25 protein-coding genes are annotated in these 23,146 nt (G+C 73.6%); 20 read left to right on the top strand and 5 right to left on the bottom strand.

From position 1 onward, the window contains the following. Both ISOVA_RS08410 and ISOVA_RS08405 read right to left on the bottom strand, forming a co-directional pair. Positions 1–525 carry a hypothetical protein gene (locus ISOVA_RS08410; RefSeq protein WP_013838816.1) on the bottom strand — a complete coding sequence of 175 codons (525 nt, stop codon included), beginning with the start codon at positions 523–525 and terminating at the stop codon, positions 1–3. A 163-nt stretch (positions 526–688) separates the two neighbouring features. Beyond that, positions 689–1,903: a M14 family zinc carboxypeptidase gene (locus ISOVA_RS08405; RefSeq protein WP_013838815.1), complete on the bottom strand. Its 1,215-nt coding sequence runs from the start codon at positions 1,901–1,903 to the stop codon at positions 689–691. A 208-nt stretch (positions 1,904–2,111) separates the two neighbouring features. On the opposite strand from ISOVA_RS08405, the gene yidD reads away from it, so the two are divergent. After that, positions 2,112–2,408, top strand: a complete 297-nt coding sequence (gene yidD / locus ISOVA_RS08400; protein ID WP_013838814.1) for a membrane protein insertion efficiency factor YidD — start codon at positions 2,112–2,114, stop codon at positions 2,406–2,408. 39 nt (positions 2,409–2,447) lie between these two features. Here yidD and ISOVA_RS08395 read toward each other — a convergent pair whose 3' ends face one another. The 3 genes from ISOVA_RS08395 to ISOVA_RS08385 form a co-directional block, all read right to left on the bottom strand. After that, positions 2,448–2,993, bottom strand: coding sequence for a DinB family protein (locus ISOVA_RS08395; protein ID WP_013838813.1), 546 nt, complete (start codon positions 2,991–2,993; stop codon positions 2,448–2,450). Continuing rightward, positions 2,990–3,772: a uracil-DNA glycosylase gene (locus ISOVA_RS08390; RefSeq protein ID WP_013838812.1), complete on the bottom strand. Its 783-nt coding sequence runs from the start codon at positions 3,770–3,772 to the stop codon at positions 2,990–2,992. Before ISOVA_RS08390 ends, ISOVA_RS08395 begins: the two co-directional genes overlap by 4 nt. A 93-nt stretch (positions 3,773–3,865) precedes the next feature. After that, complete coding sequence (locus ISOVA_RS08385; protein ID WP_013838811.1) at positions 3,866–4,348, bottom strand: hypothetical protein; 483 nt, start codon at positions 4,346–4,348, stop codon at positions 3,866–3,868. A gap of 260 nt (positions 4,349–4,608) precedes the next feature. Between ISOVA_RS08385 and ISOVA_RS08380 the strand changes: the two genes are divergently transcribed. From ISOVA_RS08380 to ISOVA_RS08290, 19 genes are all read left to right on the top strand, one after another. Next, the gene (locus ISOVA_RS08380; RefSeq protein WP_013838810.1) at positions 4,609–4,800 is read left to right on the top strand and encodes a hypothetical protein; all 192 of its coding nucleotides are present in this window, start codon (positions 4,609–4,611) and stop codon (positions 4,798–4,800) included. Positions 4,801–4,908: 108 nt separating this feature from the next. After that, complete coding sequence (gene thrS / locus ISOVA_RS08375; protein WP_041295274.1) at positions 4,909–6,927, top strand: threonine--tRNA ligase; 2,019 nt, start codon at positions 4,909–4,911, stop codon at positions 6,925–6,927. Beyond that, complete coding sequence (locus tag ISOVA_RS08370; RefSeq protein ID WP_013838808.1) at positions 6,927–7,481, top strand: HIT family protein; 555 nt, start codon at positions 6,927–6,929, stop codon at positions 7,479–7,481. The genes thrS and ISOVA_RS08370 overlap by 1 nt, the downstream gene beginning before the upstream one ends. After that, positions 7,482–8,114, top strand: a complete 633-nt coding sequence (gene pgsA / locus ISOVA_RS08365; protein ID WP_013838807.1) for a phosphatidylinositol phosphate synthase — start codon at positions 7,482–7,484, stop codon at positions 8,112–8,114. Continuing rightward, on the top strand, positions 8,114–9,082 hold the full coding sequence (locus ISOVA_RS08360; RefSeq protein WP_013838806.1) for a phosphatidylinositol mannoside acyltransferase: 969 nt from the start codon (positions 8,114–8,116) through the stop codon (positions 9,080–9,082). Before pgsA ends, ISOVA_RS08360 begins: the two co-directional genes overlap by 1 nt. 11 nt (positions 9,083–9,093) lie before the next feature. Further along, positions 9,094–10,251, top strand: a complete 1,158-nt coding sequence (locus tag ISOVA_RS08355; protein WP_186004595.1) for a glycosyltransferase family 4 protein — start codon at positions 9,094–9,096, stop codon at positions 10,249–10,251. Next, the gene (locus tag ISOVA_RS08350) at positions 10,248–10,832 is read left to right on the top strand and encodes a hypothetical protein (protein ID WP_013838804.1); all 585 of its coding nucleotides are present in this window, start codon (positions 10,248–10,250) and stop codon (positions 10,830–10,832) included. The genes ISOVA_RS08355 and ISOVA_RS08350 overlap by 4 nt, the downstream gene beginning before the upstream one ends. Before the next feature lie 80 nt (positions 10,833–10,912). Next, entirely contained in the window at positions 10,913–11,824 is a 912-nt protein-coding gene (gene pdxS, locus ISOVA_RS08345; protein ID WP_013838803.1) for a pyridoxal 5'-phosphate synthase lyase subunit PdxS, read from the top strand. Beyond that, positions 11,821–12,411 carry an NUDIX hydrolase gene (locus tag ISOVA_RS08340; RefSeq protein ID WP_013838802.1) on the top strand — a complete coding sequence of 197 codons (591 nt, stop codon included), beginning with the start codon at positions 11,821–11,823 and terminating at the stop codon, positions 12,409–12,411. Before pdxS ends, ISOVA_RS08340 begins: the two co-directional genes overlap by 4 nt. 37 nt (positions 12,412–12,448) lie before the next feature. Next, positions 12,449–13,099, top strand: coding sequence for a pyridoxal 5'-phosphate synthase glutaminase subunit PdxT (gene pdxT / locus ISOVA_RS08335; RefSeq protein WP_041295272.1), 651 nt, complete (start codon positions 12,449–12,451; stop codon positions 13,097–13,099). An 8-nt stretch (positions 13,100–13,107) separates the two neighbouring features. Beyond that, positions 13,108–13,866 carry a YebC/PmpR family DNA-binding transcriptional regulator gene (locus ISOVA_RS08330; RefSeq protein ID WP_013838800.1) on the top strand — a complete coding sequence of 253 codons (759 nt, stop codon included), beginning with the start codon at positions 13,108–13,110 and terminating at the stop codon, positions 13,864–13,866. Between the two features lie 69 nt (positions 13,867–13,935). Further along, positions 13,936–14,544, top strand: coding sequence for a crossover junction endodeoxyribonuclease RuvC (gene ruvC / locus ISOVA_RS08325; RefSeq protein WP_013838799.1), 609 nt, complete (start codon positions 13,936–13,938; stop codon positions 14,542–14,544). Next, a complete protein-coding gene (gene ruvA, locus ISOVA_RS08320) occupies positions 14,541–15,164 on the top strand; it encodes a Holliday junction branch migration protein RuvA (protein ID WP_013838798.1) in 624 nt (207 codons plus the stop codon). The genes ruvC and ruvA overlap by 4 nt, the downstream gene beginning before the upstream one ends. Continuing rightward, positions 15,157–16,248: a Holliday junction branch migration DNA helicase RuvB gene (ruvB, locus tag ISOVA_RS08315; protein ID WP_013838797.1), complete on the top strand. Its 1,092-nt coding sequence runs from the start codon at positions 15,157–15,159 to the stop codon at positions 16,246–16,248. Before ruvA ends, ruvB begins: the two co-directional genes overlap by 8 nt. Before the next feature lie 201 nt (positions 16,249–16,449). Next, entirely contained in the window at positions 16,450–16,872 is a 423-nt protein-coding gene (gene yajC, locus ISOVA_RS08310) for a preprotein translocase subunit YajC (protein ID WP_013838796.1), read from the top strand. An 80-nt stretch (positions 16,873–16,952) separates the two neighbouring features. After that, on the top strand, positions 16,953–19,052 hold the full coding sequence (secD, locus tag ISOVA_RS08305; protein WP_233275860.1) for a protein translocase subunit SecD: 2,100 nt from the start codon (positions 16,953–16,955) through the stop codon (positions 19,050–19,052). Next, positions 19,052–20,149, top strand: coding sequence for a protein translocase subunit SecF (gene secF, locus ISOVA_RS08300; RefSeq protein ID WP_013838794.1), 1,098 nt, complete (start codon positions 19,052–19,054; stop codon positions 20,147–20,149). Before secD ends, secF begins: the two co-directional genes overlap by 1 nt. 8 nt (positions 20,150–20,157) lie before the next feature. Continuing rightward, on the top strand, positions 20,158–20,733 hold the full coding sequence (locus tag ISOVA_RS08295) for an adenine phosphoribosyltransferase (protein WP_013838793.1): 576 nt from the start codon (positions 20,158–20,160) through the stop codon (positions 20,731–20,733). A gap of 50 nt (positions 20,734–20,783) precedes the next feature. Continuing rightward, a complete protein-coding gene (locus ISOVA_RS08290; protein ID WP_013838792.1) occupies positions 20,784–23,117 on the top strand; it encodes a RelA/SpoT family protein in 2,334 nt (777 codons plus the stop codon). Positions 23,118–23,146 lie beyond the last annotated feature (29 nt).

Genomic DNA, 23,146 nt, shown 5'->3' with positions numbered 1-23,146 from the left:
TCACGCCTCGTGGCGCAGGCGCGCACCGAGCGCGACGGCCGCGACCACGGCGGCGCCCGTCACGAGGACGGCGTCCTTGAGGACGTACTGCGCCATGAGGGTGACGCCGTCGCCGAACAGCTCGCCGGCGAACAGCACGAGCGGCGACATGATGCCGACCATCGCGCCGGCGAGGGCCAGCAGGCCCAGGCGCAGGAACTTGCCCGTGACGAGGGTCAGCCCGATGAACGTCTCGAGCACCGCGGTGACGAGCACCGCCGTCGTGCCGGCCACGACGCCGAACGTGAGCGTCTCGATCGTGCGGGCCGCGATGGACGCGGCGGGACTCGCGCCGGGGACGAACTTCAGGACGCCGAAGCCGAGGAACACCAGGCCCAGCGACACGCGGAGCGCCGGGACCGACCAGCGCGCCAGGAACCGGGCCAGGATCGTGATCGCCGTGTCGATCTTGCGGGCGATCGTGGTGCCGAGCGCCCGCGGCGACGGGAGGGCCGGGACGCGGGACGCGGGAGCGGTGAGGGACATTGTCGTGCCTTCCGGGGGTCGTGCGGCCCGGGGTGGCCGCTCCTGGAGAGAGCACGGACCTCGCCGGTCGATGCGTCCCGCGCCAGAGTTCACCCGCCCACGGACCGGTGGCCCGGCCCCTCGCCTCGAGGGGACCGGGCCACCGGACGGCGACGACCTGCGCTCACCAGTACTTCGGCAGGTCGAAGAACGCGTCGCCGTCGAGCTCGTCGACGGAGCCGTCCGCCATGCGGCTCGCGATGCCGGTGATGCCGGCCTCGACGACCGCCGTGAGCATCCCCATCTGCTTCTGGCCCCACGCGTGGGACTGCCCGCGGATCTCGAACAGCACGGTGCTCGTGCCGTTGAGGGCGAACGCCGACCGGGCCTGGCCCGCGTAGTCGCGGTCCCAGTCGTAGCCGTCGGCGACCTGCGGGTGGATGTACCGCACGACGCCACCGAAGAACGGAGACGTCTCGGCGTTGCCCTTGCCGGCGTGCTCCTGCATGCCCAGGGCGGCGGCGAGGGCCAGCCGGCGGGACGCGTCCTGGTCGAGCAGCGGCCAGTCGGCGTAGCGCGGGTTGCCGTCGGCCTCCGAGCCCAGGGGCGGGTAGTCGAGCGAGACGGTCACGTACTGGCCCGTCTCGTTCTCCTGGTTGCACGGGCCCATGTGGTGCAGGTCGACGAAGCCGTGGACGGTGCCGAACTCGTCGCGCAGGTCCTTGTAGAGGTCGCGCAGCGCGCGCGACTCGTTGGACAGGAACATCCCCGGCTCGGTCTCGTCCGCCGGCAGCGTCGACGGGCTCGGCTCGGCGTCGAGGTCGGCGCTGAAGTCGCGGTTGAGGTCGAGGCCACCGGCGCGGGAGCTGTAGTAGTACGGCGGCTGCGTGCCCTCGAGCTGCGGGTAGGTCTCGACGATCTCCTCCCACGTGAACTCGTTCTGGCGCTGGTTGAGCTCCGAGCCGTCCGGGTTGAGCATCGGGAGCGCGACGAGCGTCACCCCCTCGCGGATCGCCCTCGCCTCGGGCGAGCCGCTCGTGGCGAGCGTCTTGAGGAGTTTGAGCAGGGCGAGCGTCCCGACCTTCTCGTTGCCGTGGATCTCGCTCTGGATCATGAGGACCTTGTCCCCGGTGCCGACGCGGGCGGCGTAGAGCTCGCGACCCTCGCGACTGTGGCCGAACACGTCGACCTCGACGCGGCCGGCACTCGTGGCCTCGATCTGGCGCAGCTCGCGGCCGAGCTGCGCGTGGCTGACCCAGCCGGCGGTGGCCGGGTCGGACAGGTTGGAGCACTCCGCGTTGCCGTTCTGGGCCTGCGCGGTGGTCGGGATCGCCGCGAGACCGAGGCCCGCGACGAGCGTGGTGGCGGCGATGGACGAGATGACTCTGCGACGTGACAACGGATCCCCCGTGGGTAGGTGCGGGCAGGTGCGGCCGGCGGTGCCGGCCCGGGTGGTGCCGTTCCGACGGGAGCCTGCGCGACCCGGAGCCGACGCTGCCTCCGGGCCGCCTGTGAGCCCCGTCACCGCCGAACGTACGGGACGCCGTCGCTCCGGGCAAGCACCTGGCCGCGCGGCGAGCGACGCCGCACGGGCCTACCGTCGCCCGATGAGCCCTGCAGCCCTTCTCGCCGACCACCTGGTCCGCGGCTACCAGCGTCACCTGTCCCCGCGCAAGGGGTGGCACTGCGCGCACGGCGTGCTCCACGGCGACACGACGTGCTCGGCCGCGGTGCGCGACCTCCTCGCACGCCGCGGCCTCGTCGGTGCGGCCGTGCCGACCGTGCTCCGGTTCCTCGCGTGCTACCACGCGGCCCGCACGCTCGCCGCCAGCCAGGTCAGCGGCGTCTGCTGCTGCGGCCCGATCCCGATCCCGTTCCGTTTCGGCGGCTCGCGCCACCACTGATCCCGCGAGCCCGCGAGGGGCGCGCCCCTGACCGGCGCCTCACTCCCCGGTGAGGCCGTCGAGCGCCTCGCGCAGGAGGTCGGCGTGGCCGTTGTGGCGGGAGTACTCCTCGAGCATGTGTACGAGGATCCACCGCACGCTGAACCGCCCGTCGCCCTGACGAGACTCCCGGGTCGACAGCTCGTCGAGGCCGCCTCGGGAGAGCGCGGCGTCGAGCACGCGGTCGGACTCCGCGACCGCGGCGTCGTAGAGCCCGCGCAGGTCCTCGGGGGAGTCGTCGGCCGCCGAGTGCCACTCCCAGTCCGGGTCGGAGGACCAGTCGACCGCATCGAACGGCGGCAGCGGCTCTTCGCCCGCGAGCACGACGCGGAACCACTGCGACTCGACGTACGCCAGATGCTTGAGCAGGCCGCCGAGGGTCATGTCGCTCGGGGGCAGCGGGGTGCGCAGCTGCTCGGCGGTCAGGCCGTCCGTCTTCCAGCGCAGCGTGTCGCGGTGGTAGTCGAGGAACGTGCGCAGCGTCGTGGCCTCGTCGCCGCGCAGCGGCGGCTCGGTGCGCGCGGGCCGGGGCAGGGTGCTGGTCATGCCCGTGACGGTAGCGGCTCGACGCCCGCCAGGTCGCGGGCCGCGACCAGCACGTCGTCGAGCATCGCGGGCGTGAGCCGGCCGGTGAACGTGTTCTGCTGCGAGACGTGGAACGAGCCGAGCACCACGAGGCTCGCCGGCGCCGCGGCCGGCTCGGTGCGGCCCAGGGTGACCTCGGCCCCGTGCGCGAACCGCGGCCGCGGGCGGGGCACGGCCCAGCCCTGGCCGGCGAGCGCGTCGAGCAGGGCGTTCCAGCCGATCTGCCCGAGCGCCACGGCGACGCGGACGGTCGGGGCGAGCAGCTCCAGCTCGCGCGCGAGGTAGCTCGAGCAGCGGCGCCGCTCGTCGGGCGTCGGCTTGTTGGCCGGCGGCGCGCAGCGGACCGGCGCCACGAGGCGGACGCCGTGCAGCTCCAGGCCGTCGTCGCGCGAGACGCCCCGCGGTTGGTTCGCCAGGCCGGCGCGGTGGAGCGCGGCGAAGAGGAACTCGCCGCTGCGGTCGCCGGTGAACATGCGCCCCGTGCGGTTGGCGCCGTGCGCGGCGGGTGCGAGGCCGACGACGACGATCCCGGCCCGCTCGTCCCCGAAGCTCGGCACCGGGCGCGCCCAGTACTCCTCGTCGCGGAACGCGGCCCGCTTCGTCCGTGCGACCTCCCCGCGCCAGGCGACCAGCCGCGGGCACGCGCGGCAGCGGACGAGGTGCTCGTCGAGCGCGGCGAGGCTCGGCGCGGTGCGGGCGACGGCGGGGTAGGCCTCGTCGTCGGGGGAGGGGGCGGGCACGAGCCCATGCTCGCCGACCGCGCGCGACGGAGCCACCCGTCCCGGGGGACGGGTGGCTCCGGGGTGGTGGCTTCTGCGGTGGCCGCGGGACGGTCAGGCGGCGGTGGGGAGCTCCGGCGTCCGGGCCGCGACGGGGGCGGCCGCCGGGCGGCCGAGGCGGGCCAGGGCCCAGCCGGTGGCACCGACCAGGACGCCGAGGCCCATGACGAGGGCTGCCACGCCGTAGGCGACGACCGAGGTGAAGAGCGAGGCGCGCAGGAACGAGGCGTTCATCGCGACCTCGCGCAGGGGGTCCTCGCGGTCGAGCTCGGCGTAGGTCTTGCCGCCGGTCGCGTCGAGCGCGTGCTGGTCGATGATCTGCGCCTGCGCGTAGGCCGAGAACGGTCCGTCCACCGTGTCCCCGGCGAGGAACGCCGCGTCCTCGGCGACGGTGATGTTCTGCGCCGAGAGCTGAGCGCTGACCGTCGCCCAGGTCGTGGCGCCGGCCGCGATCATGACCAGCGCCGCGACGATCGACAGGATGCCGACGAGGCGGACGACGCGGTCGCCGCTGCGGGTGGTGGCGGTGGTGCTCATGTTCCCTCCAGGTGAACGGGTGGCCGTCTGTGTCCGGCCTGTCCGGCACCCCTCCGGGTGCCTGTCTCTATGGTAAGACCACAGCCTCCCCGAGGGACAGCCGGCTACTTGTGAAATCCTTCACAAGGGGGGCTGGCGTGCGAGTGGGGCGCGGTTGCGGTAGCGGCTGGCCCGACTGCTCGCTACGTTGACCCGGGGCGGGCCGTGCGGCGCGCCGACGCGGGTCGCACGGGCCTGCACGACGACGGGGAGGAACAGCGATGAGCGGTCTGGGCGACATGCTGGACAAGGCCAAGGGCCTCGCCACGCCCGAGAACATCGAGAAGGTCAAGAGCCTGGCGACCGACGAGAACGTCGACACCGTGGCCGACAAGATCAAGGAGTTCGCGCCCGACCGCGTGGACGGTCTCGTCGACAAGGCCGCCGACCAGGCCAAGCGGCTCAACGACTGACCGGTCCGGGGTCGGTACGATCGAGGGGCGCCGTCACCGGACGGCGCCCCTCGATCCTCATCGCCCGACCACCCCTAGGAGCAGCACGTGTCCGACGTCGCCTCGCCGATGCCACCCACCACCCTCGACGCGGACGGGGCGACCACGGTGACGGTGACGACGCCGACCACGGGCACGGAGCTGTTCGCCGACCGTCGCGACGTCGTCGTGATGCGCGTCGACGGGGAGCTCAAGGACCTGAGCACCGAGCTCGAGGCGGGCACCGTCGTCGAGCCCGTGACCATCGGCGAGCCGGACGGCCTGGCCGTGCTGCGGCACAGCGCGGCCCACGTGCTCGCCCAGGCCGTCCAGCAGGTCAACCCGGACGCCAAGCTCGGCATCGGCCCGCCCATCACGGACGGCTTCTACTACGACTTCGACGTCGAGACGCCCTTCACGCCCGAGGACCTCAAGGCCCTCGAGAAGGTCATGGCCCGCATCATCAAGGAGGGCCAGACGTTCCGCCGGCGCGTCGTCACCGAGGAGGAGGCGCGGGCCGAGCTCGCGGACGAGCCGTACAAGCTCGAGCTCATCGGCCTCAAGGGCGGGGCCGCCGAGGGCGGCGACTCGAACGAGGACGTCGAGGTCGGCGGCGGTGAGCTGACGATCTACGACAACGTGCGCGGCGCCGGCCGCGAGAGCGAGACGGTGGTCTGGAAGGACCTGTGCCGGGGTCCCCACCTGCCGAGCACCAGGCTCATCGGCAACGGCGTGCAGCTCATGCGCTCGGCCGCGGCCTACTGGCGCGGCAGCGAGAAGAACCCGCAGCTGCAGCGCATCTACGGCACGGCCTGGCCGAGCAAGGACGAGCTCAAGGCGTACCTCGACCGCCTCGCCGAGGCCGAGCGCCGCGACCACCGCCGCCTGGGCAGCGAGCTGGACCTGTTCAGCTTCCCCGACGAGATCGGCTCGGGGCTGGCCGTGTTCCACCCCAAGGGCGGCATCGTGCGCATGGTCATGGAGGAGTACTCGCGCAGCAAGCACCTCGAGGCGGGGTACTCGTTCGTCAACTCGCCGCACATCACCAAGGGCCGGCTGTTCGAGGTCTCGGGCCACCTCGACTGGTACTCCGAGGGCATGTACCCCGCGATGCACCTCGACGCGGAGCTCGACGACGAGGGCCAGGTGCGCAAGCCCGGGCAGGACTACTACCTCAAGCCCATGAACTGCCCGATGCACAACCTGATCTTCGACGCGCGGGGCCGCTCCTACCGCGAGCTGCCGCTGCGTCTGTTCGAGTTCGGGACGGTGTACCGGTACGAGAAGTCGGGCGTGGTGCACGGCCTGACCCGCGCCCGCGGCTTCACGCAGGACGACGCGCACATCTACTGCACGCGCGAGCAGATGAAGGACGAGCTCACCTCGCTCCTGACGTTCGTGCTCGACCTGCTCAAGGACTACGGCCTCGAGGACTTCTACCTCGAGCTGTCGACGCGCGACCCGGAGAAGTCCGTCGGCTCGGACGACGCGTGGGAGGAGGCGACCCGCACGCTCGAGGAGGTCGCGACCGCCTCGGGCCTCGACCTCGTGCCGGACCCGGGCGGCGCCGCGTTCTACGGCCCGAAGATCTCGGTCCAGGCCAAGGACGCGATCGGGCGCACCTGGCAGATGTCGACCATCCAGCTCGACTTCAACCTGCCCGAGAAGTTCGACCTCGAGTACACCGCCGCCGACGGCTCGCGGCAGCGCCCGGTCATGATCCACCGCGCGCTGTTCGGGTCGATCGAGCGCTTCTTCGCCGTCCTGCTCGAGCACTACGCGGGCGCGTTCCCCGCCTGGCTCGCGCCGGTCCAGGTGCTCGCGGTGCCGGTCGCCGACGCGTTCGACGACTACCTGGGCGACGTCGTCGCGAAGCTGCGCGCCCGCGGCATCCGCGCCGAGATCGACCTGTCCGACGACCGGTTCGGCAAGAAGATCCGCAACGCGGCCAAGGAGAAGGTGCCGTTCGTGCTCATCGCCGGCGGCGAGGACGCCGAGGCCGGCGCGGTCTCGTTCCGCTACCGCGACGGGCGTCAGGAGAACGGCGTGCCCGTCGACGAGGCGGTCGAGCGCATCGTCACGGCGGTCCGCGACCGGGTGCAGGTGTGATGGCGCGGTCCGCGGAGTCGGCGGACGGTTTCGCGCCGCCGGAGGACGACCTGCAGCGTCTGTGGACGCCGCACCGCATGGTCTACATCGGTGGGCAGGACAAGCCGGCCGACGCGAGCGCCGGGAGCTGCCCGTTCTGCCGGATCCCGGCCGGCGACGACGAGGCGGGCCTCGTCGTCGCCCGGGGGACCGCCTGCTACGCGGTGCTCAACCTGTACCCGTACAACAGCGGGCACCTCATGGTGCTGCCGTACCGGCACGTGTCCGACTACACCGACCTCACCGACGCCGAGACGGCCGAGCTCGCGGCGATGACCAAGACGGCGATGCGGGTCCTGCGCGCGGTGTACTCGCCCGCGGGGTTCAACATCGGGCTCAACCAGGGCGAGGTCGCCGGCGCGGGGATCGCCGCGCACCTGCACCAGCACGTCGTGCCGCGCTGGCTGGGCGACTCCAACTTCCTGCCGATCGTCGGGCGCACCAAGGCGCTGCCCGAGCTGCTCGCCGACACGCGCGAACGGCTCGCCGACGCCTGGCCGAAGGGCGGTGCCTGAGTGTTCGGTCGGCTGCGCGGCGCGATGCAGCGGTTCTGGACTCCCGTGGCGACGTTCCTCCTCGCGCGCGGCGTGAGCCCGGACGCCGTCACGATCACCGGCACGGTCGTCGTCACGGCGCTCGCGCTCGGCCTCCTGCCGACCGGGCACCTGTTCCTCGGCGCCCTGCTCATCGGCGTGTTCGCGCTCGCCGACTCGCTGGACGGCGTCATGGCGCGCCGCTCGGGCCGCACGGGTCCGTGGGGCGCGTTCCTCGACTCGACCCTCGACCGCGTCTCCGACGGCGCGGTGTTCGCGGGGATCACGCTGTGGTTCGTGCTGCACCACGAGGAGCCGTACGCGGCGTGGGGCACCGGGGCGGCGCTCGCGTGCCTCGTGCTCGGGTCGGTCGTGCCCTACGCCCGCGCGCGGGCCGAGGCGGTGGGCGCGAGCGCGAGCGTCGGCATCGCCGAGCGCACCGACCGCCTCGTCCTCGCGCTCGTGCCGACAGGATTCGTCCAGCTCGGGCTGCCCGTCGCGGTGCTCGTCGTCGTGCTCGGCCTCCTGGCCGTCGCGAGCCTCGTCACCGTCGTGCAGCGCGTCGCCACCGTGCGTCGCCAGCTCACGACCGCCGCCGACGGCGCGGAGGCCTGATGGGCCTCGACGTCGCCGCGGCGTTCACCTTCGCGTGGCGCCACGCCCCCCGGGTCCCCGAGCCGGTCCTGCGCGCCGCGTTCACCCTCGCCGCCGACCTCACCTGGCTGCGCCGCACCGAGGGCGTGCGCCGCATGGAGGCCAACTACGCGCGCGTCCGCCCCGACCTCGACGCACGCGCCGTGCGCCGCCTCGCGCGGGCCGGGATGCGCTCCTACATGCGGTACTTCCGCGAGGCGTTCACGCTCCAGGGCGCCACGCCCGCGCAGCTCGCCGCCCGCGTGCGCGTGGAGGGCCACGAGAACATCGCCGCCGACCTCGCCGCCGGGCGCGGCATCGCGCTGGCGCTGGCGCACCTGGGCAACTGGGACCTCGCCGGCGCCTGGGCGCGCCCGCACCTCGGCCCCGTCCTCACCGTGGCTGAGCGGCTGCGTCCCGAGGCCCTGTTCCAGGAGTTCGTCGCGTTCCGGCGCTCGATCGGCATCGAGGTGCTCCCGCTCGGCGACGGGGACGTGTTCCGCAACCTCGTGCGCGGGGCGGTCGCGGGGAACGTGCTGATCCCGCTCCTGGCCGACCGGGACCTCACCGCCCGCGGCGTCGAGGTCGACCTGTGCGGGCACCGGGCGCGCGTCGCGGCCGGGCCGGCGGCGCTGGCGCTCGCGGCCAAGGTCGCGCTGCACCCCGTGGGGATCCGATACGAGCGCCTGCACGGCGAGCGCCGGCGCGCCGCCGGCACGCCGTGGGGCATCGTCATCCACTTCCTGCCGGCCGTGCCCGTGCCGCCCGAGGGCGGGACGGCGGCCGACCGGCGCGCGCAGGTGGCGGCGATGACGCAGGCGTGGGTCGACGCGCTCGCCGAGTTCCTGCGCGCGCACACCGAGGACTGGCACATGCTGCAGAAGGTCTTCGTCGCCGACCTCGACCCCGCGCGGTACGCGCGCACCAAGGTGGAGGCGGGCGAGGCGTGAGCACCCGGCCTTTGCGCGTGGGCATCGTCTGCCCCTACTCGTTCGACGCCCCCGGCGGCGTCCAGTTCCACGTGCGCGACCTCGCGCAGGCGCTCGTGGCCCAGGGCCACGAGGCCTCCGTGCTCGCGCCCGCGGACGAGGACACGCCCGTGCCCGACGTCGTCACCCCGGCCGGGCGGGCGGTGCCCGTGCGCTACAACGGCTCGGTGGCGCGCCTCGCGTTCGGGCCGCGCGCCGCCGCGCGCGTGCGCCGCTGGATCGACGCCGGCCGGTTCGACGTGCTGCACCTGCACGAGCCCATGACGCCGAGCCTGTCGATGCTCGCGCTGTGGATCGCCGAGGGGCCCGTCGTCGCGACGTTCCACACGGCGCAGGTGCGCTCGCGCGCGCTGCAGGTCGCCTACCCGCTGCTGCGCCAGTCGCTCGAGAAGATCGCCGCGCGCATCGCGGTCTCGGAGGACGCGCGCCGCACGCTCGTCGACCACCTCGGCGGCGACGCCGTCGTCATCCCCAACGGCGTCTACGTCGACACGTTCGCCGCCGCGCCCGCGCAGGACCGCTGGCGAGGGACGCCCGCGGCGCCGACGATCGCGTTCCTCGGCCGGCTCGACGAGCCGCGCAAGGGCCTCGAGGTGCTCGTCGCGGCCGCGCCGCGCATCCTCGAGAAGGTGCCCGGCGCGCGCTTCCTCGTCGCGGGCCGCGGGGACGCCGGCCGGCAGGCGGCCGAGGCGGCGCTGGGGGAGCACGCGGCGTCGTTCGAGTGGCTCGGCGGGATCTCCGACGAGGACAAGGCCGCGCTGCTGGGCTCCGTCGACCTGTACGTCGCGCCGCAGACCGGCGGCGAGAGCTTTGGCATCGTGCTCGTCGAGGCGATGAGCGCGGGCGCCGCCGTGGTCGCGAGCGACCTGGGCGCGTTCCGTCGCGTGCTCGACGATGGGTGCGCGGGCCGGCTGTTCCGCACGGGCGACGCCGCCGACCTCGCGGACCAGGTGCTCGCCGCGCTGGCCGACCCCGAGGGCACGCACGAGCGCCGCGAGCGGGCCACGGCGTTCGTGCGCCGGTTCGACTGGTCGGCCGTGACGGCCCAGGTGCTCGCCGTGTACGAGATGGCCGTCGCGGCCGGCGAGGCGATCGGCACCTGGCCCGTCCACCGGAAGGCGGGCGCATGACCTGGTCCGAGATCGTCCTGGTCGCGCTCGTGGCCGCGGCCGTCGTCGTCTGGCTCGCGTGGGTCTCGGCGTCACGCCTCGACCGGCTGCACCGCAAGGTCGCGGCGTCGCGCATCGCGCTCGACTCCCAGCTCGTGCGCCGCTCGAGCGCCGCGATCGACCTCGCGGCGTCCGGGCTGCTCGACCCGGCGAGCGCGGTGCTCGTCGCGGACGCGGCGTTCGCGGCGTCGGACGACGACGGCCCGGTCACCTCGCCCGGGGAGGCGCTCGCCATGGACGGGCTCGGGTCGGAGCGCGAGCGCGCCGAGAGCGAGCTGTCCGCGACGCTGCGCTCGGCGCTCGGCGACCCCGAGGTCGTGGCCGCGCTGCGCGCCCGCCCGCCCGGCGACGAGCTGCTCGCCGCGCTCGCCGCCGCCTGGTACCGCGCGCAGCTCGCGCGCCGCTTCCACAACGAGGCCGTCGCCCAGGCGCAGCGCGTCCGCCGCCACCGGTGGGTGCGGTTCCTGCACCTCGCGGGGCACGCCCCCGTGCCGCACACGGTCGAGCTCGACGACCAGATGCCGGACGGTCTCGGGGCCTGAGCCCGCGGCCCTAGGATGGGCGGTAGGGCGTGGCCTCCGCGGAGGCGGTCACGCGTTCGACGACTTGCGAGGTACAGGCAGTGAGCGAGAGCACGGTGAGCACCGGCGTCGGCCAGGTCGGCACGGCGCGCGTCAAGCGCGGCATGGCCGAGATGCTCAAGGGCGGCGTCATCATGGACGTCGTGACGCCCGAGCAGGCGAAGATCGCCGAGGACGCGGGCGCCGTCGCGGTCATGGCGCTCGAGCGCGTGCCCGCCGACATCCGCGCCCAGGGCGGCGTGGCGCGCATGAGCGACCCCGACATGATCGAGGGCATCATCGACGCCGTCTCGATCCCCGTCATGGCCAAGGCCCGCATCGGCCACTTCGTCGAGGCGCAGGTGCTGCAGTCCCTCGGCGTCGACTACGTCGACGAGTCCGAGGTCCTCACGCCCGCGGACTACGCGCACCACATCGACAAGTGGCAGTTCACGGTCCCGTTCGTGTGCGGCGCGACCAACCTCGGCGAGGCCCTGCGCCGCATCACCGAGGGCGCGGCGATGATCCGCTCCAAGGGCGAGGCCGGCACCGGCGACGTCTCCAACGCGACGACGCACATGCGCCAGATCCGCGCGCAGATCCGCCGCCTGTCGTCCCTGCCCACCGACGAGCTCTACGTCGCGGCCAAGGAGCTGCAGGCGCCGTACGAGCTCGTCAAGGAGGTCGCCGAGACGGGCAAGCTCCCCGTGGTGCTCTTCACCGCCGGCGGCATCGCGACGCCCGCCGACGCGGCGATGATGATGCAGCTCGGCGCCGAGGGCGTCTTCGTCGGCTCCGGCATCTTCAAGTCGGGCGACCCCGTCGCCCGCGCCAAGGCCATCGTCCAGGCCACGACGTTCTTCGACGACCCCGACGTCATCGCGAAGGTCTCGCGCGGCCTCGGCGAGGCCATGGTCGGCATCAACGTCGAGGCCGAGCCCGAGCCGGTGCGGCTCGCGGAGCGCGGTTGGTGACCTCGGAGGAGGTCGTCGGCACGACGTCGCTCGGGCCCGACTGGGTGGTCGGGCCGGACGGTATGCGCCACCGGCGCGCGGCCCGCGTCATCGTCCTCGACGACGCGGGCCGCGCCCTGCTCGTGCGCGGCCACGACGCCGACCAGCCCGAGCGGTCGTGGTGGTTCACCGTGGGCGGGGGGATCGACGCCGGCGAGACCGAGGTCGACGCCGCGCTGCGCGAGCTGCGCGAGGAGGCCGGGCTCGAGCTCGCCCGCGAGGACCTCGAGGGTCCCGTGATGACGCGGGCCGGGATCTTCCGCTTCTACGCCGAGACGTGCCGGCAGGACGAGATCTTCTTCGTCGCGCGCGTGCCGGCCGGCCACGAGCCGTCGGACGCCGGGTGGACCGACGTCGAGCGCGACGTGCTCGACGAGATGCGCTGGCTGTCCGCCGACGAGCTGCGCGCCCAGCCGCTCGAGGTCTTCCCGACGGCGCTGCCCGACGTCGTCGAGGCGCTCGCCGGCGGGTGGGACGGCACCGTGCGCCACCTCGGCGTCGAGCACGACGACGAGCCCTCGGACCCCGAGGAGCTCGCGGGCGCGTGACCCGGTGCGGGCGTCCGGCGTCCTAGACTGGCCCGCCGTGACCAGCAACCCCACCGTGGGCGTCCTCGCCCTGCAGGGCGACGTGCGCGAGCACGTCGCCGCGCTCGAGTCCGCCGGCGCGCGCGGCGTGCCGGTGCGCCGGCGTGCCGAGCTCGAGGCCGTCGACGGGCTCGTGCTCCCCGGCGGCGAGTCGACGACGATCGACAAGCTGCTGCGGATCTTCGAGCTCGCCGACCCGCTGCGGGCGGCCATCGCCGAGGGCCTGCCCGTCTACGGCTCGTGCGCGGGGATGATCCTGCTCGCCGACCGGATCGTCGGCGGCATCGAGGGGCAGCGGACGCTCGGGGGCATGGACATGACCGTCCGGCGCAACGCGTTCGGGCGCCAGGTCGACTCGTTCGAGGCCGACCTCGAGATGGCGGGCGTCTCCGACCGGCCCGACGGCGGCCCCCTGCGCACCGCGTTCATCCGTGCCCCGTGGGCCGAGGAGGCGGGCCCCGGCGTCGAGGTGCTGGCCCGCATCCCCGACCGCGCGGCGGACGGGACGGCCGTCGGTGCGGCCGCCGGTAAGATCGTCGCAGCACGTCAGGGACGGCTGCTCGCCACCGCGTTCCACCCGGAGATCACCGGGGACGCCCGTGTGCACGCGCTGTTCGTCCAGATCGTTACAGCATCGCGAAGGAGTTAGGTAGGTCAATGTCCGGTCACTCCAAGTGGGCCACGACCAAGCACAAGAAGGCGGCGATCGACGCCAAGCGCGGCAAGCTCTTCGCGAAGCTCATCAAGAACATCGAGGTCGCGGCGCGCACCGGCGGCGGTGACCCCGCGGGCAACCCGACGCTGTTCGACGCCATCCAGAAGGCCAAGAAGTCCTCGGTCCCGAACGACAACATCGAGCGCGCGGTCAAGCGCGGCTCGGGCGAGGGCGCCGACGCCGTCGACTACCAGACGATCATGTACGAGGGCTACGGCAACAACGGCATCGCCGTCCTCGTCGAGTGCCTCACGGACAACAAGAACCGGGCCGCCGCCGAGGTGCGCACCGCGTTCAGCCGCAACGGCGGCTCGCTCGCCGACCCGGGCTCGGTGTCGTACCTGTTCTCGCGCAAGGGTCTCGTCGTCGTGCCGAAGTCCGACGGCGTGACCGAGGACGACGTCATGCTGGCGGCGCTCGACGCGGGGGCCGAGGAGGTCACCGACGAGGGCGAGGTCATCGAGGTGCTCTGCGAGGCGACAGACCTGGTCGCCGTGCGCACCGCGATCCAGGAGGCCGGCATCGAGTACGACTCGGCGGACGTCATCTGGCACCCGTCGATGGAGGTCGAGGTCGACGTCGAGGGCGCCCGCAAGATCACGCGCCTCATCGACGCGCTCGAGGACAGCGACGACGTCCAGAACGTCTACGCGAACTTCGACGCCCCCGACGAGGTCATGGCCGCGCTCGACGAGGAGTGATCCGGAGCGCAGCGGAGGGTCACGGCGCGCCTGCTTCGCCGGGCCGCCGTCGCCTGAGAGGCTGACCGCGTGCGCGTGCTGGGGGTGGATCCGGGGCTGACCCGCTGCGGGATCGGGGTCGTCGACTCGCTCCCGGGCCGGCGGGCCGAGCTCGTCGCCGTCGGCGTGGCCACCAGCGACCCGGGCACGACGCCGGACCTGCGGCTGCTGCGCGTCGCCGAGCGGCTCGACGCCTGGTTCGACGAGCACGTGCCCGACGTCGTCGCGGTCGAGCGCGTCTTCGCGCAGCACAACCACGGCACCGTCATGGGCACGGCCCAGGTCGCGGGCCTGGCGATGGTCGCGGCGGCGCGGCGCGGGGTGCCCGTGGCACTGCACACCCCGAGCGAGGTCAAGGCCGCCGTCACAGGGTCCGGCCGCGCGGGCAAGGAGCAGGTCCAGCGCATGGTCGCGAGCATCCTGCGGCTCGACGAGCCGCCGCGTCCGGCCGACGCCGCGGACGCCCTCGCGCTCGCGATCACGCACCTGTGGCGGCCCGCGGGCGCGCTCCAGGGCGGCGACCGGCACGAGCTCACGCCGGCGCAGCGCGCCTGGGCCGCGGCGGAGCACGACGCGCGCTCGCGGTCGGGGTATCGTACGGGTGTTCGAGAACGCCCCCCAGCGCGGAGGACCCGGTGATCGCATCCCTGACCGGCACGGTCGCGCACGTCACGCTCGACCGTGCGGTCGTCGACGTCCGCGGGGTCGGCTACCTCGTGCACGCCACGCCCGCGACGCTGTCCTCGCTGCGCGTCGGCGAGGAGGCCCGCCTGCACACCACGCTCGTGGTGCGCGAGGACTCCATGACGCTCTACGGCTTCGCGGACGCCGACGAGCGCGAGGTGTTCGAGACGGCGCAGTCGGTCTCGGGCGTCGGCCCGCGCATCGCGCTCGCGATGCTCGCCGTGCTCACACCGGACGCGCTGCGCCGCGCGATCGCGGCGGAGGACACCGCGGCGCTGCGCCGCGTGCCGGGCATCGGCGCCAAGAGCGCCCAGCGCATCGTGCTCGAGCTCTCGGGCAAGCTCGGGGTGCCGGCCGACGGCGCGGGCGCGGCGGCGGCGCCGGCGGCCGTGACGGCCGGGGACCGGCGCGAGCAGGTCGTGGAGGCGCTCGTCGGGCTCGGCTGGACGGCCAAGGTCGCCGAGGACGCCGTCGGCAAGGTGCTCGCCGAGGCGGGCACCGACGTCGTGACCGAGGACCAGGTCGCCACGACGCTGCGCGCGGCGCTGCGCTCGCTGGGGGGCCACCGTGCCTGAGCCGGCCGACCACGAGCCCTACGCCGGCGAGCGCCTGGTCACGGCCTCCGCCGACGACGTCGAGCGTGCCGCCGAGGCGGCGCTGCGGCCCAAGAAGCTCGAGGAGTTCGTCGGCCAGCGCACCGTGCGCGACCAGCTCTCGCTCGTCCTGCAGGCCGCCCTCGCCCGCGAGGCGTCGCCCGACCACGTGCTGCTGTCCGGTCCGCCGGGCCTGGGCAAGACGACGCTCGCGATGATCATCGCGGCCGAGCTCGGCACGTCGCTGCGGGTCACGAGCGGCCCGGCGATCCAGCACGCGGGCGACCTCGCCGCGGTGCTGTCCTCGCTCGAGGAGGGCGAGGTCCTGTTCATCGACGAGATCCACCGCCTCGCACGGCCCGCCGAGGAGCTGCTCTACGTCGCGATGGAGGACTTCCGCGTCGACGTCGTGGTGGGCAAGGGCGCCGGAGCGAGCGCGATCCCGCTCGCGCTGCCGCCGTTCACGGTGGTCGGCGCCACGACGCGCTCGGGCCTGCTGCCCGCCCCGCTGCGGGACCGCTTCGGGTTCACGGGGCACCTCGACTTCTACGACCCCGAGGAGCTCGAGCGCGTCATCGTACGGTCGGCGGGCCTGCTCGGCGTGCAGATCCACCACGCGGCCGCGCACGAGATCGCGGGCCGCTCGCGCGGCACGCCGCGCATCGCCAACCGGCTGCTGCGCCGCGTGCGGGACTGGGCGCAGGTGCGCGGCGACGGCGTGCTCGACCTGCGCGCGGCACGCGCAGCGCTCGAGGTGTACGAGGTCGACCCGATCGGGCTCGACCGCCTCGACCGCGCGGTGCTCGACGCGCTCTGCCGCCGGTTCGGGGGCGGCCCGGTGGGCCTGTCGACGCTCGCCATGACCGTGGGCGAGGAGCCTGACACGGTCGAGACGGTCGCCGAGCCGTACCTGGTGCGCGAGGGGCTCGTGGCGCGGACGCCGCGCGGTCGCGTGGCCACGCCGGCCGCGTGGGAACACCTGGGACTCGAGCCGCCGCAGGGCGCCTGGGCTGCCGGCCTGCCGTCGTCGGGCACGCTGTTCGACGCCGCGGGGGGGACGGGCTGACCGCCGCACGACCGAGCACCGGCCTGGTCGGCGCCCGGGCGCCACGGCCTAGACTGGACGGTGACCCGGCCGACGCAGGCCGGGGGCGGAACTCGCGGGACGGGGCGCTCGTTGAGGGCCGTACGTGCACCGACCGTGCCGGCGCGCCGATCGGCGTGCCCCGACGCCCGCCAGGCGGGCAGCGACAGACAAGGACGACTCGTGGAACTCATCATCCTCTTCGGCGTGCTGATCGCGCTCATGTTCTTCATGAGCTCGCGGACGCGCAAGCAGCAGAAGGAGCAGCAGGCCTTCCGGGCCACGCTCGCCCCCGGCCAGGAGGTCATGACGGGCTCCGGCATGGTCGGCACGGTCGTCGCGGTCGACGAGGCGGCCGACACCGTGACGATCGAGTCGACGCCGGGCGTCCAGACCCGCTGGCTGCGTGCCGCGATCGCCAAGCGCATGGACACCCCGGTCGCGGCCGAGGAGACGGACGTCACAGAGCAGTCGGCCGAGACCGGTAGCATCACCCCCGCAGACGGTTCCGTCGACGTCCCGGACGACATCTCGGGCCTGGACACCGCACAGCGGGAGTACCGGGAGCAGAAGCGTCGGGAAGACGGCGAGACCGAGGGCAAGTGACCTCCGCGCCGGCCGGGCCCGCCCGGCCGGCGCCATCACGCGTGGCCTGAGGGCGGCGCGCACACGGGAAGAGACAGAAGTTGGCCAACTCACGCACGCAGCGGTCGCGTCCGGTACGCACGCTCGTGGTCTTCACGATCCTGTCGATCGTCCTGCCCTTCGTCGCGCTCGCCGCGGGGGTGTTCTGGGACGGCAGGTCCGACGACAACCCGGACGGCGCGAGCTTCGCGCCCGGGCTGGCGCTCGACCTGCAGGGCGGCACGCAGGTCATCCTCACGCCGACGTCGACCGACGGGTCGGAGATCACGCCGGAGGCGATCGAGGAGTCGATCAACGTCATCCGGCAGCGCATCGACTCCTCGGGCGTCACCGAGGCCGAGATCGCCGCGCAGGGCAACAACGTCGTCGTCGGCATCCCCGGCGAGGCGAGCCAGGAGACGATCGACCTGGTCTCGCAGCCGGCGCAGATGCGCTTCCGGCCGGTGCTCACCTACGACCTCGGCGTCCCGGCCCAGCAGCAGCCCACCGACGGCGCCGGCGAGGCGCCCGCCGAGGGCGAGGACGCCGCCGGCGAGCCCTCCGCCGAGCCCTCCGACGCGGCCAGCCCTGACACGAGCCCCAACGGCCGCTCGCGCGGCGAGGCCGTCACGGCGCCGAAGACGGCTTCGACCGACGGGTCCGCCGACGAGGCCGCGACCGACGAGGCGTCGCAGGAGCCGGCCGAGGAGTCGACCCCGGCACCGTCCGAGGAGCCCGCCGCGCCCGCGCCGACGGAGGCGGCGGACCCGAGCGACCCGGCCCAGATCACCCCGGAGCTGCAGGAGCAGTTCGCCGCTCTCGACTGCTCGCTGCCCGAGAACCGCGTCGGCGGCGGCGGTGACGACCCGAACGCCCCGCTCGTCACCTGCTCGCAGGACGGCTCGCTCAAGTGGATCCTCGGCCCGGTCGAGGTCGACGGCACGCACCTGACGAACGCCAGCTCGGGCCTGCGCGTGACCGCCCAGGGCGTCACGACCAACGAGTGGGCCGTGAACATGGAGTTCGACGGCGAGGGCACACGCCTCTTCCGCGAGACGACGACCCGCCTTCAGGCGCTCGAGAGCCCGCGGAACCAGTTCGCGATCGTGCTCGACGGGCTCGTCGTGTCGGCCCCGTCGCTGAGCCCCGGCACCATCATCGCGGACGGCCGCGCGGAGATCTCGGGGTCGTTCACGCGCGAGTCCGCGGCGACGCTCGCGAACCAGCTGAGCTTCGGCGCGCTGCCCATCGCGTTCGAGGTGCAGAGCCAGGAGCAGATCTCGGCCACGCTGGGCTCGGAGCAGCTGCGCAACGGCCTGGTCGCGGGCCTCATCGGTCTCGCGCTGGTCGTCGTGTACTCGCTCTTCCAGTACCGCTCGCTCGGCCTGCTCACGGTCGCCTCGCTCGTGTGGGCAGGCCTCATCACCTACGTGGCGATCGCGCTCCTCTCGTGGCTCATGGGCTACCGCCTGTCCCTCGCGGGCGTCGCGGGCCTCATCGTCGCGATCGGCTTCACGGCGGACTCGTTCATCGTGTACTTCGAACGCATCCGTGACGAGATGCGCGACGGTCGCTCGCTGGCGATGGCGGTCGAGCGCGGCTGGCGCCGTGCCCGCCGCACCATCCTGGCGGCCAAGTCCGTCACGCTGATCTCCGCGATCATCCTGTACTTCCTCGCCGTCGGCGGCGTGCAGGGCTTCGCCTTCACGCTCGGTCTGACGACCGTCATCGACGTCGCGGTGGTCTTCTGGTTCACCCACCCGGCGATGCAGCTCATCGCGAAGATCCCGTTCTTCCGCGACGGGCACTCGTGGTCGGGCCTGTCGCCCGAGCGCCTGCGTGCGAGCGGCGTGCGGTACGTCGGTGCGGGGCGCGTCGCCGTCCCGGCCACGGCGGCCGCGGCCGCCGAGCCGGCCGCCCCGGACGAGTCCGAGCTGGCGCTCGCCGGGGCCACGACCGCCGCCGTGCCGTCCTCGGCCCGGTCGGCGAGCTCGCCCGCGGCACCGGCGTCGTCCGGCGGTTCCGGCCGGCGCATGACGATCGCCGAGCGCCGCGCCGCCGAGCGCAAGGCCGCCGCGGCGGCCGCCGCGCAGGATCCGGGCGGCACGACCGTCGAGGACACCCAGCACGCCGACCGTGGCGAGAACGAGGAGAGCCGCTGATGGCCGGCATGACCTTCGCCCAGTGGGGCAACGACCTGTACACGGGTCGCCGCTCGTACCCGATCGTCGCCAAGCGGCGGCTCTGGTTCACCGTCGTCGCGGTCCTCGGGCTCGCCTCCGTCGCGATCCTCGGCGTCAAGGGACTGACGCTGGGCATCGACTTCCGCGGCGGCTCGGAGTTCACGGTCGAGGGCGTGACGACGACCGAGCAGGAGCCCGCCGTCGAGGCCGTCAAGTCGGTCGTTCCCGGCGAGGAGCCGCGCGTGGCGGTCGTGGGCGGCTCGGCCGTCCGCGTGCAGACCGCGCAGCTCGACGCCGACGAGGTGGAGCAGGTGAGCGGCGCGCTCGCCGAGGCGTACGGCGTCGAGCGGGCGGACGTGAGCAACTCGTTCGTCGGCCCGACGTGGGGCGCCGGTGTGTCCCAGCGCGCGCTGCTCGGCGTGGGCGTCTTCGTCCTGGCGGCGGCGGCGTTCATGGCGATCTACTTCCGCGCCTGGCGGATGTCGGTCGCGGCGATCGTCGCGATGCTGTCCGACCTGCTCATCTCGGCCGGCATCTACGCGCTGATCGGCTGGGAGGTCACGCCGTCGACGATCATCGGCTTCCTGACGATCCTCGGCTTCTCGCTCTACGACAAGATGGTCGTCTTCGACAAGGTCCGCGAGAACACGCAGAACCTGCTCTCGCAGACCCGCTCGACGTACGGCGAGCGGGCCAACCTCGCGGTCAACCAGACGCTCGTGCGGTCGATCAACACGTCCGTGGTGGCGCTGCTGCCGGTCGCCGGCATCCTCTTCGTGGGCGCGCTCTGGCTCGGCGCGGGCACGCTGCGCGACCTCTCGCTCTCGCTGTTCGTGGGCATCGCGGTGGGCGCCGCGTCGTCGATCTTCCTCGCGACGCCGCTCGACGTGCTCCTGCGCGAGAAGGAGCCCAAGATCGCCGACCACACCGCGGCGGTGCTCGCCGAGCGCGAGCGCATCGCGGCCGAGGGCGGCCACGACGCCGAGCTGGCGGCGGCCGCGGCCGGCACCGCGCAGCTGATCCCGGGCCACCACCTCGGGCACGCGGCCCAGCCGCGCCGTCGGCGCACCAGCTGAGGGGCGCGGTGACGGACGACATCTCGCTGGTCGCCCTCTCCGGTCTCGGACCGGAGAGGGCGGCCGAGGTGCGTGCCCTCATCCGGGACGTGCCCGACTACCCGCACCCGCCGGTCGTCTTCCGGGACATCACGCCCCTGCTGGCCGACGGCGCGGCGCTGGCCGACGTCGTCGAGGCGTTCGCGCGCCTCGCCGTCGCGGACGGCGGGGTCGACGTCGTCGCCGGGATGGAGGCGCGCGGCTTCCTGCTCGGCGCCCCGCTCGCGACGCGCCTGGGCGTCGGGTTCCTCCCGCTGCGCAAGGCGGGCAAGCTGCCGCCGCCGGTCGAGCGCGTCGAGTACGACCTCGAGTACGGCACGGCCGCGATCGAGCTCCGCACGGGAACACTGCGGCCCGGCGCGCGCGTTCTCCTGGTGGACGACGTCCTGGCGACGGGCGGCACGGCCGCCGCGGCGGCGCACCTCGTGGAACGGTGCGGCGGCCGCGTCGTGGCCCTCGCGTTCCTCCTCGAGCTCGCCGGGCTGGGCGGACGCGAGCGGCTCGCAGGTCGCACGGTCGAAACGTTGCTGCGCGCGGAGTCGTAGACTTGCCCTCCCGGACGTCCGAAGCGAGCCGGTGGCGGAAGGAGGCGCAGGTGAGCGAGGAGACCAGGACCGCACGCGCCTCCACGCCCGCGCCCACGGCCGGCACGGGGGTGCGGGTGCGCAACCGGCTCGTGCGCCTCGGGGTGCGCGGCGGCGGCCAGGCGACGGCGCCGGCGCTCGAGCCGCTCCTGCAGGCCGTCCGGACGAACCACCCCAAGTCGGACCTGACCGTGCTGTCGCGGGCGTACGAGACGGCGGAGCGGGCGCACCGCGGCCAGCAGCGCAAGTCCGGCGACCCGTACATCACGCACCCCGTCGCGGTGGCGACGATCCTGGCCGAGCTCGGGTTCGACGGGGCGACGCTCGCGGCGGCGCTGCTGCACGACACGGTCGAGGACACGGAGTACTCCCTCGACCAGCTGCGCGAGGAGTTCGGCGACGAGATCGCCATGCTCGTCGACGGCGTGACGAAGCTGGACAAGGTCACCTACGGCGACGCCGCGCAGGCCGAGACGGTGCGCAAGATGGTCGTCGCGATGGCCAAGGACATCCGCGTCCTGGTCATCAAGCTCGCCGACCGGCTGCACAACGCGCGCACCTGGAAGTACGTCACGAGCTCGTCGGCCGAGCGCAAGGCCCGCGAGACGCTCGAGATCTACGCGCCGCTGGCGCACCGCCTCGGCATGAACACGATCAAGTGGGAGCTCGAGGACCTGTCGTTCCAGACGCTCTACCCCAAGGTGTACGACGAGATCGTCCATCTCGTGGCCGAGCGCGCGCCGGCGCGCGAGGAGTACCTCGGCGTCGTGCGCGAGCAGATCACCGCCGACCTGCGCAGCGCCAAGATCAAGGCGACCGTCACGGGCCGGCCCAAGCACTACTACTCGATCTACCAGAAGATGATCGTGCGCGGGCACGACTTCGCGGAGATCTACGACCTCGTCGGCACGCGCGTCCTCGTGGACACCGTGCGGGACTGCTACGCGGCGCTCGGCGCGCTGCACGCGCGGTGGAACCCGGTCCCGGGCCGGTTCAAGGACTACATCGCGATGCCGAAGTTCAACATGTACCAGTCGCTGCACACGACGGTCGTGGGCCCGGGCGGCAAGCCGGTAGAGATCCAGATCCGCACGCACGACATGCACCGCCGCGCGGAGTACGGCGTCGCGGCCCACTGGAAGTACAAGGAGACGTCGCGCGGCTCCAAGCCCGGCAAGTCCGACGACCCGCGCACCAACGACATGGCGTGGCTGCGCCAGCTGGTCGACTGGCAGCGCGAGACCGCCGACCCGAGCGAATTCCTCGACTCGCTGCGCTACGAGATCGGCGGCGCCGAGGTCTACGTCTTCACGCCCAAGGGCGAGGTCATGGCGCTGCCCGCGGGATCGACACCGGTCGACTTCGCCTACTCGGTGCACACCGAGGTGGGGCACCGCACCATGGGCGCGCGCGTCAACGGCCGCCTCGTGCCGCTCGACTCGCCGCTGCAGAACGGCGACGTCGTCGACATCCTCACGTCCAAGGCCGAGTCCGCCGGGCCCTCGCGCGACTGGCTCGCGTTCGTCAAGTCCGGGCGCGCGCGCAACAAGATCCGCCAGTGGTTCACCAAGGAGCGGCGCGAGGAGGCGATCGAGCAGGGCAAGGACGCCATCACGAAGGCGATGCGCAAGCAGAACCTGCCGATCCAGCGCCTGCTGAGCCACGAGGCGCTCGTCGGGCTCGCGAGCGACATGCGCTACGCCGACGTGTCCGCCCTGTACGCGGCGGTGGGCGAGGGCCACGTGTCGGCGCAGCACGTCGTCGAGATGCTCGTGAAGTCGCTCGGCGGCGAGGAGGGCACCCAGGAGGACACGGCCGAGGTCGCGCGCCCCGGGCACGCCGGTCGCCGTACCCGCACGGGCGACCCGGGCATCGTCGTCAAGGGCGTCGACGACATCTGGGTCAAGCTCGCCAAGTGCTGCACCCCGGTGCCGGGGGACCAGATCGTCGGCTTCGTGACGCGCGGCGCGGGCGTGAGCGTGCACCGCGCCGACTGTGCCAACGTCGAGCAGCTGCGCGAGCAGCCGGAGCGCATCGTCGACGTCGCCTGGACCACGGGCGCCAGCACGATGTTCCTCGTGCAGATCCAGGTCGAGGCGCTCGACCGGTCGCGGCTGCTGTCCGACGTCACGCGCGTGCTGTCGGACCACCACGTCAACATCCTGTCGGCCACGGTGTCGACCACGAGCGACCGGATCGCGATGTCGCGGTTCGTGTTCGAGATGGCCGAGCCCGCGCACCTGCAGCAGGTGCTGGCCGCGGTGCGCAAGATCGACGGCGTGTTCGACGTGTACCGCACCACGGGCAGCAAGCCGGCCGAGCTGCCGCCCGCCGCCCGCGCGTAGCCGCGCGCCTGTCGGCGCGGGCCGCTAGG

Source organism: Isoptericola variabilis 225 (assembly GCF_000215105.1).
Lineage (GTDB): Bacteria > Actinomycetota > Actinomycetes > Actinomycetales > Cellulomonadaceae > Isoptericola > Isoptericola variabilis_A.
This window is presented reverse-complemented; position numbering and strand designations above follow the sequence as displayed.